Consider the following 18,425-nt stretch of genomic DNA (forward strand, 5'->3'; position numbering starts at 1 on the left):
TCGCGCGAACGGCCCGCGCAGGGGCCCGCGCGCGCGCGCTCCTCCGGGCGAAGTCGTGTTAGCGTCTTCTGGTGACCGCGAAGGCGGAACAACGCACGAAGGCGCTGCAGGCTCGCAACCAGGAGCTCGAGGCGCGCCTCGCCCACGCCGACAAGACGGTGCGGGCGCTCCGGGATGTCGGGCTGGCCCTCGGCAGCACCCTGGATCTCGACCAGCTCCTCGCGCTGATCCTGAACAAGATCACCGAGCTGCTCGACGCGGACCGAGCCACCCTCTACCTGCTCGACGAGCAGCGGCAGCGGCTTTTGTCGCGCATCGTCATCGGCGAGGAGGCGCGCGCGATCGAGCTGCCCGTCGGCGCGGGGATCGCGGGCCATGTCGCCAAGATGGGGCGCACCGTCCGCGTCAAGGACGCCTACCGGGATCGCCGGTTCCAGCGCGACTGGGACGAGGTCACGGGGTACCGCACCCGCTCGATCCTCGCCGCGCCGATGAAGAACCACGTCGGCCGGACCATCGGGGTCATCCAGGTCCTGAACAAGCACGGGGAAGGGGAGTTCTCGGTCCACGACGAGGAGCTCCTGAGCGCGCTGGCGACGCAGGCGGCCGTCTCGATCGACAACTCGCGGCTGTTCCTCTCGGTGATCCAGAAGAACACGCAGCTCGTGGAGACCAAGGAGCAGCTCGAGCACCGCGTGAGCGACCTCAAGCTGCTCTTCGATCTCGAGAGCGCGATGGGCCGCGCGACCACGATGGAGGACCTCGCGCGCGCGGTCATCACGGAGGCCGGCAGGGCGTGCGAGGCGCGGGCGGGGGGGATGCTCGTCGACGAGATCGAGGGCGGGCTGTTCCTCTACTTCTTCGATCTCACGGCGTTCGACGGGGGCAGCGCGCCGCCCCGCGCGCCCGCCCTCGAAGAGGAGCCGGAGGGCGTCGTGAGCGGGGCCCCGCCGAGGCCGGCGGTGAAGCGCATCGCGATGCGCCGCGGCGAAGGGGTGGTCGGGCGCGCCATGGTGAACAACGAGGCGGTGTGCTTCTCGCGCGAGGGCGGGGGCCGGGATCCGGACGACACGCTCGTGTCGCCGCGGCTCGCCCAGCTCGTCGGCGCGGAGCTCAGGACGGCGATCGCCGTGCCGCTCGAGGGCGAGGACGCGGTGCCGATCGGCTCCATGGCCCTCTACAACTCCAGGAACCCCCACGGCTTCTCGAAGGACGATCGCGCGCTGCTGCGGCTCGTGTCGGCGAACGCGTCGACCGCGCTGCGCCTGTTCCGGTCGCGCCTCGAGCGGGAGCAGAGCGAGCGGCTCACCACGATCGGGCGCCTGCTCTCGGGCGTGATGCACGACATGCGCACGCCGCTCACGGTGATCAGCGGTTACGTCCAGCTCATGGCCGGCGCTCCCGACGCGGCGACGAGGGAGGACCACGCGCGGCTGATCCTCAAGCAGTTCGACGTCATCAGCGCGATGCAGCGCGAGGTGCTGGAGTTCGCGCGCGGCGAGCGGAGCATCCTCGTGCGCAAGGTGTACTTGATCAAGTTCTTCGGCGACATCGAGAAGCAGCTGGAGCACGAGCTCGCCGGGACCGGCGTCTCGCTCTCCCTGGAGCTCGAGGACCGAGGGACCGCGCGGTTCGACGAGGCGAAGATGACGCGGCTCCTGCACAACCTGGTCCGCAACGCGGTCGAGGCGATGCGGCCAGGCGGGGGCACGGTGACGATCCGCGCCTACCGCGACGGGGGCGACCTCGCGATCTGCGTCGCGGACACCGGGAAGGGGATCCCCAAGGAGATCCAGGGCCGCCTCTTCCAGTCGTTCGTCACCTCCGGCAAGCGCGGCGGCACCGGCCTCGGGCTCGCGATCGTGAAGAAGATCGTCGACGAGCACGCCGGGACGATCACGGTCGCGTCGTCCGACAAGGGCGCGAGGTTCACCATCCGCCTGCCCCAGGAGAGCGCGCCGTCGCGGTCTCCCGGGACCGCAGGGGGGCAGCCCCAGCTGGTGTCGACGGACGGCAGCCCGGCGACCAAGGCGGGCGCGAGCGTCGCGCCGGTCGTCCACGAGGGCATCCCCCGCCGCAGGCCGGCGGGCTCAGCTCCCTCCGTCACCCCCGTGAACGAGCGGGGTCGACGCTCGTCCAGCAACGGCTCGGGCGCCTGACGCGCTCCCGCCGCTTGCGCGAGGCGCACCGGATGGAGAGACTCGAACGGTGTCCCAGCTCCGCCTGAAGCTCCTCGAGCCGCACCGGACGTCGCTCGAGAAGTGCGTCTACTGCCCCAAGCTCTCCCGCGCCGCCTGCCCCGTGTCGAACGTCGAGGCGAACGAGACGGTGACGCCCTGGGGGAAGATGTCGATGGCGTACTTCGCCGCGCGCGGTGACGTGCCGCTCGACGCAGGCCACGCGGAGCCCGCCTGGGCGTGCTCCGCGTGCTTCGGGTGCCGCGAGCGCTGCGATCACAAGAACGAGGTGGCCACCGTGCTGACGGACGCGCGCGCGGAGCTCTTCGCGCGCGATCTCGCGCCGGAGGGGGCCAGGCGCGTGGCGGAGCGCTTCGCGGCGCGCGAGGCGGGCCGCGCCGGTGAGCTCGACGCGCGCTCTCGATCGGCCGCGGCCGCGCCCGACGCGGTCCACGTGCTGCTCGGCTGCGGCTACGAACGTCACGCGCCGGACGTCGCCCGCGACGCGCTCGACGCGACCGAAGCGCTGGCGGACGCCCCGACCCGCCCGGTGCGCGCCTGCTGCGGGTTGCCGCTCCTGTACGCCGGCGATCGCCCGGGCTTCGAGGCCGCCGCGCGGCGGCTCGCCGCGGAGGTCGCGACCGGGGGGCGCTTCGTCGCCGTCGATCCCGGGTGCGCGCGCGCCGTGCGCGTCGAGTACCCGCGCGTGGGGGTGAGCGTGAAGGCCCCGGAGCTGTTCGTCGATCTCGCGCGCTCGTCGCTCGACAGGCTGCAGCGATCGGCGTCGGAGCGGCGGGTGCGCTACCACGATCCCTGCCAGCTCGGGCGCGGCCTCGATCGCTACGACGCGCCCCGGGAGATCCTCGCCCGCATCACGGGGCGCCCGCCGGAGGAGTTCATCCACCGCCGCGAGCACGCCGATTGCAGCGGCGGCGGTGGCCTCCTGCCCGCCACGCGTCCCGCGTCGTCCGCCGCCATCGCCGACGCCAGGATCGCGGAGCACCGCGCGCTCGGCGGCGGGCTGCTCGTGACGCACTGCGCGCAGAGCCTCCGGCGGTTCAGGACGCAGGGCGAGCCGGCGGAGGACCTCGCGAGCCTCGTCGCCTGGGCCGTCGCGCCGCGATGAGCGCGCCGCCGCCGGCCGCGGACGAGGCGCGCGGCGGCGCCGCGGGGCCGGAGGAGCGCGCGCCCCAGAAGCGGCGCACGGTCGCGGGGAGGCTGCTCGCGAGCTACCTCGTGGTGCTCGCCGCCTTCGCGCTGACCGTCGGCTGGAGCGTCCAGGCGCTGCGGGCAGCCTCGCGCGACGCCCAGCTGCTGCGCGCCGGGTACGTCCCGCTGCTGCTCCGCATCGGCGAGGTCCTGGCCGAGCAGAACGTCTTCAACGCCCAGCTCAACCACATCACCGCCGCGAAGAACCCGGGGGACGTGCGCGAGTGGATTGAGACCGCGAGGCGGACCCGTCCGCTCGCGTTCTCGATCGTCAAGGACGCCGCCCGGGCGCTCGCCGGCGCCGATGAGAAGGCGACCGGCGGGGACGCCCGCGTCGGGCAGGCGGCCGCGTCGTCCGGCGTCCGCCGGTTCAGCGACGAGGTCGCGGACGAGGTGGCGGCGATCGAGCGGCTCGTCGGCGCCAGCCCGGAGCGGTTCGCCCAGCTCTTCCAGGCGCTCGCCGTCGGCGATCGCGACCTCGCCGAGCGCACGCGCGACGAGCTGGTCAAGCGAGAGGTCGAGGGCGCCCAGCGGCTGCGGGCGATCAGGAGCCGCGTCGAGGAGCAGATGGAGAGCCTCACCGACGAGGCGGAGCTGCGCGAGCAGCGCTCGATGCACCTGCTCCTCGGGCTGGGCGTGCTGACGCTCCTCGTCGGCGTGATGATGTCGCTGTACGCGCGGCGCGTGCTCGCCCCGCTGACCGCGGTCACCGAGCGGGCCAACGCCGTCGCGCGCGGCGACCTCACCCCGAAGCAGGCGCTCGCGACGAACGACGAGATCGGCGAGCTCGCGACGACGTTCGAGGACATGGTCGCCGCGATCCGCCGCGCGCGCGCCGAGCTCGTGAACGCCGAGCGGCTGGCGGCGATCGGGAAGATGGCCGCGCACGTCACGCACGAGATCAGGAACCCGCTGTCGTCGATCGGGCTGAACCTGGAGCTGCTCGAGGAGGAGGTGGCGCGCGCCTCCGCCGCGGACACCCCTGACGCGGCGCTCAGGCCGGTGATGAAGGAGTCGGCGCAGCTCGTCACCGCCATCCGGGCCGAGGTGGACCGCCTGTCTCGCATCGCGGAGCAGTACCTCAGCGTCGCCCGCCGCCCCCGCCCGCGCCTCGAGCCGGAGCGGGTGGACGACCTGGTGCAGGAGCTGGTGGCGTTCGTGAGGCCCGAGCTCGACCGCGCCGGCGTCGCGGTTCGCGTCGAGGTGGAGGAGGCGGGGCCCGAGATCCTCCTCGACGAGTCGCAGATCCGTCAGGCGCTCCTGAATTTGCTCCGCAACGCGCGCGAGGCGATGCCGAAGGGCGGCGAGATCGTCGTGAGCGTCAGCTTCTCGAGCGGCGCCGCGACCATCGCGGTCGACGACACGGGCCCCGGCGTGCCGGAGGAGCTGCGGGCGTCGATCTTCGACCCCTTCTTCACGACGAAGCAGCGCGGTACGGGGCTCGGGCTCGCGGTCACGCGGGACATCATCGAGGCGCACGGCGGCACGATCTCGTGCGAGCCGCGCGAGGCGGGGGGAACGCGGTTCCGGATCGCGCTGCCCGCCGGGCGCTCGCCGGCCCAGGGCCGCGCCGCGGACGCGGCCCTGTGAGCCGCGCCGGCCGCGGCGCGCTCGCGCGCTGGAGAGCGGCACGTCCGACGCGGAGCCGCTGCGCGCGGCCTATTTCGGCACGTCCAGGTACTCGAGGGCATACCCCATGAGGAGGAAGCCCACGACGGCGAACAGGATCGCCGCGAGCACATAGACGATGGTTCGAAGCGTCCGCGCCGGCGGCGGCGCCGGAGGCCGCTGCTCGATCGGCTCTGGCGCACCGGCGATGGGCCCCAGGCTCGCCGAGTCCATGCTTGGCCGCACGGGTTTGTAGACGAGCGTCGGACCCTGGCCGGTCGTCGACCCGCCCGAGCTGTCCTCGGAGAAATCCGGGAGCGTCCGCGGCGTCACGGGGTGGGACACGAGCGGGGGCACGAGCTCTCGGGCCGCGTTGTTGAGCACCATGGTGCCGTTCGGGCCGGTCCATTGGACGGGCGTCACCGCCGCCTGCCCGCCCGGCGCGCGCCCGCCGGGCATGTACGGCGGGAGCTGGCCCTCGTTCTGCGTGAGCGGCGGCTCCCCGACAGGGCGGGCCGGCCGCTCAGGCTCGCCGTGCGGGCGCACCACGGTCTCGACCCGCGGTTGCGCCCCCGGGTCGGTCGCCGTGCGGATCAAGATGGGGTCGAGCGGCGGCACCGGGAGCTTGACCGCGCCGGAGGACGGGGGCTTGTAGCTCGGGTGCGCCGGCGGGATGGGCGAGCTGCGCGCATGGCCGGAGGCGCTGCTTGCCGGCAGCGTGGAGATGGGTGAGCCGCTGACCGGATGGCTGGAGCTCCTCGCCGGCCGCAGCTCCCGCCAGGCGGTGAGCCCCTCGAGCGCGCTCTGGAAGCGGTCCGCGGGCTCCCGCGCCAGCCCCTTCGCGAGGAACGCCTCGAGCCGCGGGTCGACGGGCCCGTCCATCGCCTCGGCCAGCGTCCGCGCGTCGGTCTTCTGCTTCATCTCGACCATGATGAGCAGGTTGCGCGCCTGGTAAGGCAGCTGGCCGCTCATCGACTGGTAGATCATCGTGGCGCAGGCGTAGATGTCCGCGCGGTGGTCGACCGTCTTCGCCTTGCCGATCTGCTCGGGCGGCATGAACGAGAACGTGCCCAGGCTCTGGCCCATCTCGGTCAGGGTCTCCGCTCCCATCTCCTTCGGCAGCTTGGAGATGCCGAAGTCGAGGATCTTGACCCGCCTCGACCCGTCGGGGCGCGCCTCGATGTACACGTTCGACGGCTTCAGATCGCGGTGGATGATCCCGGCGCGGTGCGCGTCGGCGAGCCCCATCCAGACCTGCTCGATGATCGGGTGAAGCTCCTCGAAATCGATCGGTCCCGTCCGCTTCAGCCGATCGATCAGCGACTCGCCCTCGAGCAGCTCGAACACGAGGACGATGCCGTGCTCGGGGTCCTCCTCGACGTCGAGGATCTCGGTGACGTGATCGCTGTTGATGGATCCGGCGGCGCGCGCCTCGCGCCGGAACCGCTCGGCCGCGGACGACTTGGCCTTCGATTCGGCGCGCAGGAGCTTGACCGCCACCTGGCGACCGGTGCGGATGTTCTCCGCGGCGAACACCTCGCCCATGCCGCCGCGGCCGAGCTGGCGGATGATGCGATACCGGTTCGCAACGACGGTTCCAGCTTCGAGCTCCAAGCGCGCCCTCGCCACAGAGTATCCTCCGCGCGGATGCGGCGGATCAAATTCTCCGGCGCGAACGCGGTGATCCGACCGTAAGCCGCGGGATGCCGGTCGTGGGCCGCCGTCGCTCTTCCCAGGGCCGAGCGCGGCGAAAGAGCCGCAGGATCGAGCTCTTCCGTGGGTTCTCCTCCCCTTCGCCGAGGAGCAGGCGCTGCGCCGTCACGCGCGGCGTCCTCGCGTCGGTCGCAGGGGCACGGCCGCGCCCCTGCGCCGCCGCGGGGCTCACTCCTCTTCTTGCTGGCGGAGCTTCGCCATGACGCTCAGGTCCTCGAGCGTCGAGGTATCGCCGGTCAGCTCTCGACCAGCGGCGACATCCTTCAGGAGCCGGCGCATGATCTTGCCGCTGCGGGTCTTCGGCAGGGCGTCCGCGAAGCGGATGGCGTCGGGGCGCGCGAATTTGCCGATCTCCTTGGCGACGTGCTCGGCGAGCTTTGCCTGGAGCTCCGGCCCGGCCTTCACCCCCGGCCGGAGCGAGACGAACACCACGAGCGCCTGTCCCTTGAGGTCGTCCGGGCGACCGACCGCGGCCGCCTCTGCGACGGAGGGGTGAGACACGAGCGCGCTCTCGATCTCGGCCGTCCCGATGCGGTGGCCGGCCACGTTCAGCACGTCGTCGATGCGGCCGACGACCCAGAAGTAGCCGTCCTCGTCGCGGCGCGCGCCGTCGCCGGTGAAGTAGCAGCCCTCGACGTCGCTGAAGTATGTCTTGCGGAAGCGCTCGTCGTCGCCCCACACCGTGCGCAGCATCGACGGCCACGCCTGCTTCAGGACGAGCAGCCCGCCCTCGCCCGCCGCGACGGGCTTGCCGTCCTTCGTCACGACCTCGGGCAGGACGCCGAACATCGGCAGCCCGGTCGACCCCGGCTTCGAGAACGACGCGCCGGGCAGCGTGGTCATCATGATCGAGCCCGTCTCCGTCTGCCACCAGGTGTCCACGATCGGGCAGCGGCCGCCGCCGATGGTCCGGTGGTACCAGATCCACGCCTCGGGGTTGATCGGCTCGCCGACCGAGCCGAGGAGCCTGAGGCTCGACAGATCGCTCTTCGCGGGCCACTCGTCGCCCTGCCGCATGAAGGCGCGGATGGCCGTGGGGGCGGTGTAGAGGATGGTGACCCCGTGCTTCTCGATCAGCCGCCAGAAGCGGCCCCAGTCGGGGAAGTTCGGGGCGCCTTCGTACATGAGGCACGTCGCGCCGTTCGAGAGCGGGCCGTACACGATGTAGCTGTGGCCCGTCACCCAGCCGACGTCGGCGGTGCACCAGTAGACGTCGTCGTCGCGCAGATCGAAGACGTACTTCGTCGTGACGTGCGCGCCGACCAGGTAGCCGGCGGTCGTGTGGAGCACCCCCTTGGGCTTCCCGGTCGAGCCGCTCGTGTAGAGGATGAAGAGCGGGTGCTCGGCGTCGACGACCGTCGGCTCGCAGGCCGGGGCGGCCCCGGCGAGCAGGTCGTGCCAGAAGACGTCGCGGCCCTCCGTCATCTGCACCTCGCAGCGCTCCTTGCCGATGTGCTGGTACACGACGACGCGCGTCGCGCTCTTCGCCTCCGGCTGCGCGAGCGCCTTGTCGACGGTCGCCTTCAGCGGCACGACCTGCCCGCGCCGGTACGCGCCGTCCTGCGTGATGACGAGCTTGGCCTGGCTGTCGTGGATGCGGTCGCGGAGCGCGTCCGCGGCGAAGCCGCCGAACACGACGGTGTGCACCGCGCCGAGGCGCGCGCAGGCGAGCATCGCCACGGCCACCTCGGGGACCATGCCCATGTAGATCGCGACCCGGTCCCCCTTCTCGATGCCCAGCCGCTTGAGCGCGTCGGCGAGCAGCAGCGTCTCGCGGTGGAGCTGGGCGTAGGTCAACGTGCGCGTGGCGCCGTGCTCACCTTCCCAGATGATGGCGGCCTTGTTCTTGGTGGCCGTCGTCAGGTGTCGATCGAGGCAGCTCTCCGTGACGTTGAGGGTGGCGCCGAGGAACCACTTGGCGTGCGGCAAGGACCAGTCGCTGGTCGTGGTCCACGGCGTGCGGAACACGAGGTCGCTCGTCTCCCGGCGCCAGAACGCGTCCGGCTGCTCGATGCTCTCGCGGTAGAGCGCCTCGTAGGTCGCCTGCGCGCCGACGCGCGCGCGACGCGCGAACTCGGCCGGCGGCTCGAACCGGCGCGTCTCCTTGAGCAACGACGTGATGGCATCCTGCGACATGGTCACCCCTTGAGGGGACGGCGGCAGCCGATCCCCGGCTGACGTTGAAGTGGACGGCGTGAGCCGATCCCCGGGCTCATGCTCTCCGCTGGAGAGCGCGGCGAACCCTCGACGACTCGCCGCGAGGGCGTGCGAGGATACATCCGTCAAGCGTCAGAACAAGGATGGAACGAGCGGCCGGGATCGGCGGAGGCCGATCACCAGAACGCATAGCCGGCGTGCAAGCTGCCTCCCAGCTGTAGCAGCACGGCCGAGTAGAGCGTGACGTCGTCGTGGTCGGGGTTCTTGTAGCTGATGCCGCGCGACGACTGGAAGTAGCTGTCGAGCGAGAACCCGAGGAGCACGCCCCCGAGGTCCAGCTCGACGCCCACCTCGGAGAACACGAACGCGTTCACCCCGGCGGCCTTCTGGCACAGGCCATTGCAGATGTCTCCGTCCTGCGTCTTGATGCTGTCGAACTTCACGGAGTCGTAGGTGAGACCGCCCCCGATCGAGCCCACGAACCGCCAGGTCTGCCCGGGGGTCATCAGGCGGACGTTCAGCCCGAGGCGCGTCGAGCCGAGCGTGTAACTGGCGTTCGGGTAAGCGGGGTCGTCCGAGCCGGTCGCGATGTTCGCGTACTGGAGCATCACGTCGAACGCCGCGGGGGTGTTCACGCGGTATCCCACCCGGATCGAGCCAGCCCCGCCGCTGTTCGCCTCCGGCGCCGGGAAGGCGCGCGGGTGGCCGAGCGGCCAGAGCAACGACGCGGCGCCGATCACATAGTAGCCCTGCGGCGGGAGCGACAGGGGCACCGGCTTCGGCGGAGGGGGCAGGGGCGGCGTGAACGGCTGGGCCGCCGGGGTCGCGGGGGCTCTGTCCGGGACCAGCGCGAGCTTCACCTTCTTGTCGCGCTCGCCGCTCACCACGGTGACGCTCTCGTCAGCGCTCGCGTGCCCCTCGGCGCGCGCGCCGATGCGGTGCACCCCCGGCCCGAGCTCCACGACCCGCGTCCCCGAGGACGAGGGGGGCTGCTCCTCGCCGTCGATGATCAGCGTGGCGGTCTGTGGGCTGAGCTCGATCGTGAGACGGGCGAGGAGCGCGCGCATCTCCTCGATGGCGCTGCGCGCCGTCTTCTCGTCGCCCTCATCCATCGTGTCGCGGTGCTGCGCGAGCGCGCGCTCGAGCGCCGCGATGGCCCTCGGGTAGTTGAAGAGGGCCTTCTCGGCGAGCGCGATGTTGAACAGCGGGCTGGCCTTCGGCTTCTCCTTGTAGGCCGCCTCGAACTCGACGACCGCGGCCCGGTAGTTCCTGTCCTGGAACAGCTTGATGCCGTTCTCCATGTGCTGCCGGTACGGCTCGACCTGCGCGAGCGCCGGCGAGAGCTGCACGGCCAGGCCGAGCGTCGCCGCGCAGAGCGCCAGCGTGAGTCGTCCGTGTGAGCTGCCCAAACCCGCCTCAGTCGACCTTGAGCTGCAAACCCGCCGCGACCCCCGCCGGCTTCGACGTGGCAACCGCCGGGGTGGCCTGCGCCGGACCGGCGGCCTTCGCCCCGGCGCCCGGGCCCCTCGGGCGCGCCGCGAACGGGAGCGCCGTCGCCTTCTTCGGGCTCGGCTCGGCCTTGGGCGCCGGGGCGGGCGCGACGGGCGCCGCGGTTGCGGCCTCGGCCGGAGGCGGCGACGGTGTCACGGCCGCCGGCAGCGGGTGGAGCAGGACATCGATCGGAGAGTTGGCGTCCTGGAGCGTCACCTCTTTGTCCACAGGCGTGTAGCCGGAGGCCTCGATCCGCACGCGCTTCGTCTCGCCCGTGCGGCCGCGCAGCGTGCGATCGGCCAGCGCCACGCCGTCGACGGTGAAGAGGGCGCCTTCGGCGTTCGTCCGGAGCTCGACGGAGACCTGGGTGGGCAGCGCCGGCGCGGCGGCCACCGTGCCCGCCTCCGGCGAGCGGCGCGCGTGGAGGACCGCGCCGGCGAGCCCGCCCATCAGCGCGACCAGCGCCACCGCGGCGAACGCGAGCCGCCGCGGGCCGCGCGCGCCCGTGGGCCCGCTGCTCGACCAGCCCACCTTCGAGCCGCTCCCGTGCACCTCGAGCGTCGGATCCAGCCCGATGCTCGGATCCCCCGGCGCCTGCTTCGCCGGCGTCTGCCCGAGGGCGCCAGGAGCGCTCGTCGTGTGCGCTCCGAGCTCGTCGCTCGAGCTGCGCCGCGACGCGAGGAGCCCGCCGGCGCCGGCGACCAGGGCGTCCAGGAAATCTCGCGCGGACGAGAACCTCGCGTCCCTGTCCCGCGTGAGCGCTTTGGCGATCACGCGCGCGATCGGCTCGGGGACGGCCGGGTTGCTCATCCGCACGTCGAGGGCGTCCTTCATGCAGATGTTGACGATCACCTGCTCGTACGAGCCGCCGCTGTGCGGCGGGTGCCCCGTGAGGCACTCGTAGAGGATCGCGCCGGCGGCCCAGAGATCGGTCCTGCCGTCCACGTCGGGCATCGCCTGCGCCTGCTCCGGCGACATGTAGAACGGCGTTCCGAGCACCGTGCCCTGCCGGGTCAACGTGTGGGCCGGAGCGCCGTCGGCGCGGCGCATCTTCGAGATGCCGAAGTCCAGGATCTTGGCGAAGTTCGGGTCGTCGTCGCGGTCGACCAGGAAGACGTTGTCCGGCTTGAGGTCGCGGTGGACGATGCCCGCCTCGTGGGCGCGGTGGAGGCCGCGGAGGAGCTGCGCGGTCACGTGGAGCGCCTCGCCGAGGTCGAGCCTGCCGCAGCGCCGGATGCGGTGGCCCAGGTCCTCGCCCCGGAGCAGCTCCATGACGAGGAAGGGGGTGTCGTCGGCGAAGCCGGCGTCGAAGATCTCGACGATGTGCGCGCTCTCGACGGCGCTGGCCGCCTGCGCCTCGCGGTGGAACCGTGCCACCGCATCCTTGTTTTGCGCGAGATCGCCGTCGACGAACTTCATCGCGACGCGCTTCCCGATGGCGGTATTCACCGCCTCGTAGACCGTGCCCATCCCGCCGCGCCCGATCGTCCGTACGATTTCGTACTTCTGAACCCGCTTTCCGACGAGCGCCCCCTCGACCGGCTGGGTCGCTGCGGCGGTGGTGTCGGTGCTGCTAGGCATGGCGGTTCGACGTGGGGGAAGCGGACGAAGCCCGTGAAGCCCTTTGGACGAACCGCATCAAAGAAAGCTGCGCCCCGTCCCCGCGCGGCAGCTTATCACCTCCTCACGCCGGGGTGCACCTTCGCCGGCAGGGCCCCAGGGGTGCGTCCGACGAGGATTCTCCGTCGTACCTCAGCCACCCTCCTCCGCCTCAGCGCGGCATGGGAGGTGCGTCCGCGCTCGGCGCCTCACCGAGGCGCGGATCGAGCCCCCCCTCCTTGTCGAGGGCCGAGAGGTCGCTGAATCCGCCGATGCTGGCTCCATTGATGAAGATCTGAGGGACCGTCCGCTGCCCGGAGGCCTTGACCAGCCAGGCGCGGAGGTCGTCGCGGTTCTCCACGTTGATCTCCGTGAAGCGCGCCTGCTTCTGCGTCAGCAGGCGCTTCGCCATGGCGCAGTAAGGACAGTAGTCGGTGACGTAGATGGTGACTTCGGCTGCTTGCATGGGCATCTCGTCCTCTTTCCTTTCCCGGTCAGGCCAAAGATGCAAGCGCACAGGGCTCCACCTTGCGGTAGGCTGCGCGCATGGCCGAGAAAGAGGGGACGATTCACCTCGATCGCTATACCGGCGACGCGAAGCAGGTCGTCGCCGGCGCACAGCAGATCGCGGACGAGCGCCAGCACGCCGAGGTCACGCCGCTGCACCTGCTCATGAGGTTGCTGGAGCGCGACCGGGGCGTGTCCGAGGTCTTTCGGCGGGCGGGCGCCGACCCGAACGAGGTGCTCCAGCTCGCCGAGAACGCCCTGAAGAAGCTGTCCAGGGCGGGCAGCAGCGGTGTTGCGTACGTGAGCCCTCGCCTGCTCGATCTGCTCGGGCGCGCCGAGCGGGAGGCGACCCGGGACAAGTCGCAGAACGTGGGCATCGAGCACCTGTTGCACGCGCTCGCCCAGGAGATCCGCGGGCCTGCCGGGGAGATCCTCTCTTCGTTCGGCGTCGGTCCGGGCGCGTTCCGGCCGCACCTCGGGGCGCTGGAGGCGGCCTCGCGGGAGCCCTCGCCCGCGCCGGCCAACGCGGCCGAGCCGGGTCAGCCCGCGCCCTACACGCGGGACCTCGTCGCCGACGCGCGCGAAGGGCGGTTCGACCCGGTCATCGGCCGTGACGTCGAGGCGCGCCGCTTGCTGCAGATCCTCGAGCGGCGGTTCAAGAACCACCCCCTCATCGTCGGCGAGCCCGGCGTGGGCAAGACCGCGCTCATCCGGGGCCTGGCCGACCGGATCGCGCACGGCGACGTGCCCACGAACCTCGCGGGCGCCCACCTCTACGAGCTCGACACCGGCGCGCTCGTCGCCGGGGCGAAGCTCCGCGGGGAGATCGAGCAGCGCCTCAAGGTCCTTGTCGATCGGCTGCGCGGCGAGCAGGACGCGGAGAGCATCCTCGTCGTCGAGGATCTCGACGCGCTCTTCGGCCAGGGGGTGCAGGGCGCCGGCGTGGGCGAGCTCCTGAAGCCGCTCCTGTCGCGCGGGGAGATCCGGATCATCGCCACGACGACGCCCGAGGGCGTGCGCAAGATCAACGAGCGCGATCCCGGGATCATCCGGCGGTTCTCGACGATCACGCTGGAGGCGCCGAGCATCGATCAGGCGACGGAGATCCTGCGCGGGATCGCCACGAAGTACGAGGCCCACCACCGCGTCCGGGTGGGGGAGAGCGCCATCACCTCGGCGGTCGCGCTGGCCAAGCGGTACATCTCGGACCGCGCGCTCCCCGACACGGCGGTGGACCTGCTCGACGAGACGTCTGCCCGCAAGCGGGTGGAGGTCGATGGCGTGCCGGCCGAGCTCGACACGCTGACCCGGCGTGTCGACGCGCTCCGCGCCCAGATCGCCGCGCTCGCGGACGACGACGACAAGCTCAGCGTGCAGACCCGCACGCGCCTGGAGGCGGAGCTCGCGGAGATCGAGCCGAAGGCGTCGTCGATGCGCAGCCGCAACGCGTCGCGCCGCGGCGTCATCGCGGCGTGCCAGTCCATCCGCCGGGAGCTCGTCGCCGCGACGGAGGCCTTGAAGGCCGCCCAGCGCGACAAGGCGTTCGCCAAGATCGGCGAGCTCGAGCACGTCACGCTCCCGGAGATCAGGCGGCGGCTCCAGGCCGCGGAGGAGGCCGCGCAGCGGGAGGGGGTCGCGCCGACCTCGAACGTCGTCGCCGAGTCGGACGTGGCGGCGACGCTCAACGACTGGACCGGCATCCCGGTGGCCAAGATGCTCGAGGGCGAGGCCGAGAAGCTCCTCAAGATGGAGGCGCGGCTCGCGCAGCGGGTGGTGGGTCAGGACGAGGCGGTGCGCGCGATCGCGAAGGCGGTGCGCCGCGGGCGCGTCGGCCTGCGCGATCCCGGCAAGCCGATCGGCTCGTTCCTGTTCCTCGGGCCGAGCGGCGTCGGCAAGACGGAGCTCGCGAAGGCGCTCGCCGAGTTCCTGTTCGACGACGAGCAGGCGCTGACGCGCATGGACATGAGCGAGTTCATGGAGCGCCACATGGCCCAGCGCCTGATCGGCGCGCCCCCGGGCTACGCGGACAGCGAGCAGGGCGGCTTCCTCACCGAGGCCGCCAGGCGCCGGCCGTACAGCGTGCTCCTGTTCGACGAGGTCGAGAAGGCCCACGCGGACGTGTTCAACCTGCTGCTCCAGATCCTCGACGACGGCCGGCTCACCGACGGACGCGGGCGGCTCGCCGACTTCTCGAACACGGTCGTCATCATGACCTCGAACATCGGGTCGAAGCGCGTGCTCGAGACCGACGCCAAGCTCTGGACCACGGAGGACGGGCGCGAGGCGATCCGCGACGTCCTGCTCGAGGAGCTGCGCGGCTTCTTCCGCCCCGAGTTCCTGAACCGGGTCGACGACATCGTCGTCTTCAAGGCGCTCAGCAAGGAGGACCTCCGGGGCATCGTCGACATCCAGCTCCGTCGGCTGGAGCAGCTGCTCACGGACAAGGACATCCGCCTCGCCCTCACGGACGCCGCGAAGGTCCGGCTCGTCGAGCTCGGCTACGAGCCGAGCCTCGGCGCTCGCCCGCTGAAGCGGGCGATCCTGCGCGAGCTCCAGAACCCGCTCGCCGAGACCATCCTCGCCGGCCGGTACCAGCCCGGCCAGACGATGCAGGTCGACGTGGTCGACGAGAAGTTCGTCTTCACCAAGGCGTGAGCGCGAAACAGGCGCTGGGCGAGCGGCGAGCGCGACATGCACCGCGACCGGGCGCGCGGCCCGGGCTGCGCTCTGCCCGGGGCTTTCCAGGGCCCTGCCGCCCGAGGAGGCCGCGGGCGTCGCTCCAGGCGAAGAACCTGGGCGACGCCGCTGCGAACCACTTGCCAAGCCGGAGAAGGTCCGTATACTGCCGCTCCCTCGCTCACCGGGTCCTCCGATCGAGGGCCATTTGCGTGGCGTATGGCGAGGGATCGCGGTCCCCAGGTTGAGGAAGACGCACCATGTACGCGGTCATCAAGACGGGCGGCAAGCAGTATCGGGTCGCCGAAGGTCAGAAGCTCCGGGTTGAGAAGCTTGTCGGCAATGCCGGAGACAAGGTCACCTTCAGCGAGGTGCTCCTCGTCGGCGGTGACTCTCCCAAGATTGGCAAGCCCCTCGTGAGCGGCGCCTCTGTCGCTGCCGAGATCACCGGGCAGGACCGCGGCAAGAAGATCGTGGTCTTCAAGTTCAGGCGCCGGAAGAACTACCGCCGCAAGAACGGCCATCGCCAGCCGTACACCGAGCTCAAGATCACCGGCATCACCGCCTAGCAGGAGAAGTAGAGATGGCTCACAAAAAAGGCGGCGGCTCCTCCAGGAACGGCCGTGACTCGAACTCGCAGCGCCGTGGGGTGAAGGTGTACGCCGGGGCGCCCGTGCGCGCTGGCAACATCCTGGTCCGGCAGGTCGGCTCCTCGATCCACGCCGGCCACAACGTCGGCACCGGCCGCGACTTCACGCTCTTCGCCCTCGTCGACGGTGTCGTCACGTACGAGTGGAAGTCCAACACCAAGAAGCAGGTGTCGGTCTACCCGGCTTCCTGAGCCTTCCTCACCGGGAGGGCGCCCTGATCCGCCCCATCCCGTCCCGCCTGCTGCGCTCCACGCGCTCCCGAGCTACTCAAGCGCGGTGACGACCTACAAGCTCCTAGCCCTCGACGTCGACGGGACCCTCGTCCGTCGTGATGGGTCCATCCACGACGAGGACCTCCGCGCCATCCAGCGGCTCCAGGACGCCGGCGTCCCGGTCTCGATCGCGACCGGGCGCCTGTACTCGGGGACGCGCGAGGTCGCGCGGCGGATCGGCGTGCTCGGCCCCATCGCGTGCGTCGACGGCAGCCACATCGTGCACACCGAGGGCGACGCGCACCTGTACTCGCGTACGATCTCCGGCGCCGAGGCGTCCCTCCTGCGCTCGATCACCGAGCGGCATGCGACGGCGTCGTTCCTCTTCGCGCAGGACAGCATCGTCCACGACGCGACGGGCGCGCCGCACGTCCACTATGTCCGGGGCTGGTCGCCCGCCATCGCCGAGGTCGAGCGCGTCTCGTCGCACCCGTACTGGGAGCACGAGCATGGCCTGCTCGCGCTGGTGGCGCTCGGGACCGAGCTCCAGGTCACGGCGGCCGTCGAGGAGGTCCGATCCGAGCTCGGCGAAGCGACCTTCGTCGTCTCGTTCCCCCTCATGCGGGACGACCAGACGAGCCTCTTCGCGATGATGGTCCGGGCCGCTGGGCCCACGAAGGGGACGGCGATCGCGTGGCTCGCGGAGCACCACAGCTGCGCGCTGTCGGACGTGGTCGTCGTCGGCGACTGGCTCAACGACGTGCCGATGTTCGAGGTGGCGGGGCGATCGTTCGCCATGGCGCAGGCGCCCGAGCAGGTGAAGCAGGCGGCGACGGACCGCCTGAAGGCCGACGGCCTGGTGGGCGGCGGCATCGCCGAAGCCATCCGCCGCGCCTTCGGTCACTGAACGCCGGCGGACGGCGCGCACCGGGCAGCGGGGGAGCGCCGCTCAGCGCTCCCCCACGCCTTGCTGCGCGTCAGGCCTTGCGCTGCGCCGGCTGGGCCGCCGCGGCGAGCTGCTGCTGCTGCTGCTGCAGGTACTGAGCGACGGCGCGCGACCGCTCGATGGCGAACTGCTTGACCTCCTTGTTCGGAGAGCCCGCGAGGGCGTTCAGCAGCTTGGTCACCTTCTCGAGCTGGCGCGACTGGAACAGCGCCTCGAAGTAGTTGTTCGCCAGGCGCACGTCGCGGCTCATCTTCGCCTCGTGCGGCTGGAGCAGGCGGACCACCGCCTCGAGGTCGTTCTTCTGCCCGTAGAGCGCCGACAGGCAAAGCAGCGCCAGCGGGTTGTCCGGGTTCTGCGCGACCGCCTTCTTGGCGTACTCGACCGCCTTGTCCCGCGTCTCCTCGTTGGCCGCGTAGAAGCCCTGGATCGCGATGTACGGAGCGGCCGTCTTCTTGTCGGCCGAGAACTTCTCGATCGCGGCGACCGCGCTCGCCTCGTCGCCGCGCTGCTTCTCGTACTGGAAGAGGTAGGCCCACGCGTCGATACAGTCCACGTCGATCGAGAGCGCCTTCTCGATGAACTCGCGCTCCTTCGCGTCGTCCTTCTTCGCCTGGTAGAGCTTCGCGAGGTGCAGCGAGGGGTAGGGGTTGTCCTTGAGCAGGTTCTGCGCGCCCTTCAGCGTCCCCTCGGCCTTGTCGTGCTTGTCCTGCGAGAGCTGCGCGATGCCGAGCGCGAGCCAGTCGTCGCCCGTGCCGCCCTTCGCGACCACCTTCGAGAGCACCTGCTCGGCGCGCGCCAGCCGGTTGTGCTTGAGGAGCTCCTGCGCGTAGATGCGCCCGCGGTTCAGGTCGTCAGGCTGCTCGGTCCAGTGCTTCTCGAGCCCCGCGAGCAGGTCCTCCAGGCCGATCGCGATCGGGCGACCCTGATCGTCCTGCACCTGCACCGCCGGCCCGTTGAAGCCGAGGAGCTGCCACATCTGCTCGAGGGTCACCGCCGCGGGACCCTGCTCGAGCAGGCCCTTCAGCTCGTCCGTCGGCTTGTTCATCGGGATGACGATGAGCGCGTTCCCCGGCACACCGTTCGGAAACGCGCTCACGGGCGCGACGATCGCCGCCCCTCCGGTGATGTTGAGCCCACCCGCCTGCTGCTGTCCGTTGGTCGTCATCGTCGATGCTCCGAGATCTCTCCCCCACGCGCGCCGAGGCGCAGGCATCACCCAGCCTCGCCCCGGTACCCTGCGCGCTGTAATGATGGGGGCAGTAGTTCGTGTAGAAGGGGCGCGAACGCTAGCAGGGAGGGCCCAGCCGGGCAACGGGGGAGCTCGGAGCGCGCGCGGCCTCATCGCGGCCATCGCGTTCGGGTCAGACGCGCTTCCGCCGCTTCCGCCGCTTCCGCCGCTTCTGCCGCTTCCACCGCTTCCACCCGTGAATCCGCGCGTCGCGACCGTGAACCTCGCCGCGGTCCCCGCGCTCGAAGCCGG

The 18,425-nt window shown here is 71.4% G+C and carries 13 protein-coding genes; 7 read left to right on the forward strand and 6 right to left on the reverse strand.

Going from position 1 to position 18,425, the window contains the following annotated elements:
* Nucleotides 1-71 precede the first annotated feature (71 nt).
* Genes ACSRUE_RS08865 through ACSRUE_RS08875 form a run of 3 tightly spaced genes read left to right on the forward strand, consistent with a single transcriptional unit; the run spans nt 72 to nt 4,976 of the window.
* The gene (locus ACSRUE_RS08865) at nt 72-2,159 is read left to right on the forward strand and encodes a GAF domain-containing protein (RefSeq protein WP_441290607.1); all 2,088 of its coding nucleotides are present in this window, start codon (nt 72-74) and stop codon (nt 2,157-2,159) included.
* Nucleotides 2,160-2,208: 49 nt separating this feature from the next.
* On the forward strand, nt 2,209-3,303 hold the full coding sequence (locus ACSRUE_RS08870) for a (Fe-S)-binding protein (RefSeq protein WP_441290608.1): 1,095 nt from the start codon (nt 2,209-2,211) through the stop codon (nt 3,301-3,303).
* A complete protein-coding gene (locus tag ACSRUE_RS08875) occupies nt 3,300-4,976 on the forward strand; it encodes an ATP-binding protein (RefSeq protein WP_441290609.1) in 1,677 nt (558 codons plus the stop codon). The genes ACSRUE_RS08870 and ACSRUE_RS08875 overlap by 4 nt, the downstream gene beginning before the upstream one ends.
* Nucleotides 4,977-5,045: 69 nt before the next feature.
* Here the strand turns inward: ACSRUE_RS08875 and ACSRUE_RS08880 are convergent, their stop codons facing one another.
* From ACSRUE_RS08880 to grxC, 5 genes are all read right to left on the reverse strand, one after another.
* A complete protein-coding gene (locus ACSRUE_RS08880; protein WP_441290610.1) occupies nt 5,046-6,623 on the reverse strand; it encodes a serine/threonine protein kinase in 1,578 nt (525 codons plus the stop codon).
* A 252-nt stretch (nt 6,624-6,875) separates the two neighbouring features.
* Entirely contained in the window at nt 6,876-8,843 is a 1,968-nt protein-coding gene (acs, locus tag ACSRUE_RS08885; RefSeq protein ID WP_441290611.1) for an acetate--CoA ligase, read from the reverse strand.
* 197 nt (nt 8,844-9,040) lie between these two features.
* Complete coding sequence (locus ACSRUE_RS08890) at nt 9,041-10,273, reverse strand: hypothetical protein (protein WP_441290612.1); 1,233 nt, start codon at nt 10,271-10,273, stop codon at nt 9,041-9,043.
* A gap of 7 nt (nt 10,274-10,280) precedes the next feature.
* Entirely contained in the window at nt 10,281-11,936 is a 1,656-nt protein-coding gene (locus ACSRUE_RS08895; RefSeq protein ID WP_441290613.1) for a serine/threonine-protein kinase, read from the reverse strand.
* A gap of 190 nt (nt 11,937-12,126) precedes the next feature.
* Nucleotides 12,127-12,420 (reverse strand): glutaredoxin 3, encoded by a 294-nt coding sequence (gene grxC / locus ACSRUE_RS08900; protein WP_044966993.1) that lies wholly within the window; start codon nt 12,418-12,420, stop codon nt 12,127-12,129.
* Between the two features lie 80 nt (nt 12,421-12,500).
* Here grxC and ACSRUE_RS08905 point away from each other — a divergent pair, with 80 nt between their 5' ends.
* The 4 genes from ACSRUE_RS08905 to ACSRUE_RS08920 all read left to right on the forward strand — a co-directional run bounded on the left by ACSRUE_RS08905 (nt 12,501) and on the right by ACSRUE_RS08920 (nt 16,906).
* Nucleotides 12,501-15,116: an ATP-dependent Clp protease ATP-binding subunit gene (locus ACSRUE_RS08905; RefSeq protein WP_441290614.1), complete on the forward strand. Its 2,616-nt coding sequence runs from the start codon at nt 12,501-12,503 to the stop codon at nt 15,114-15,116.
* A 281-nt stretch (nt 15,117-15,397) separates the two neighbouring features.
* Nucleotides 15,398-15,706 (forward strand): 50S ribosomal protein L21, encoded by a 309-nt coding sequence (gene rplU, locus ACSRUE_RS08910; protein WP_012240531.1) that lies wholly within the window; start codon nt 15,398-15,400, stop codon nt 15,704-15,706.
* A 14-nt stretch (nt 15,707-15,720) separates the two neighbouring features.
* Nucleotides 15,721-15,978 carry a 50S ribosomal protein L27 gene (gene rpmA / locus ACSRUE_RS08915; protein WP_437763684.1) on the forward strand — a complete coding sequence of 86 codons (258 nt, stop codon included), beginning with the start codon at nt 15,721-15,723 and terminating at the stop codon, nt 15,976-15,978.
* A gap of 85 nt (nt 15,979-16,063) precedes the next feature.
* Nucleotides 16,064-16,906: an HAD family hydrolase gene (locus ACSRUE_RS08920; protein ID WP_441290615.1), complete on the forward strand. Its 843-nt coding sequence runs from the start codon at nt 16,064-16,066 to the stop codon at nt 16,904-16,906.
* Between the two features lie 70 nt (nt 16,907-16,976).
* Here ACSRUE_RS08920 and ACSRUE_RS08925 read toward each other — a convergent pair whose 3' ends face one another.
* Complete coding sequence (locus tag ACSRUE_RS08925; RefSeq protein ID WP_044966990.1) at nt 16,977-18,110, reverse strand: tetratricopeptide repeat protein; 1,134 nt, start codon at nt 18,108-18,110, stop codon at nt 16,977-16,979.
* Nucleotides 18,111-18,425 lie beyond the last annotated feature (315 nt).

Source organism: Sorangium sp. KYC3313 (genome assembly GCF_052075895.1).
Lineage (GTDB): Bacteria > Myxococcota_A > Polyangia > Polyangiales > Polyangiaceae > Sorangium > Sorangium cellulosum_B.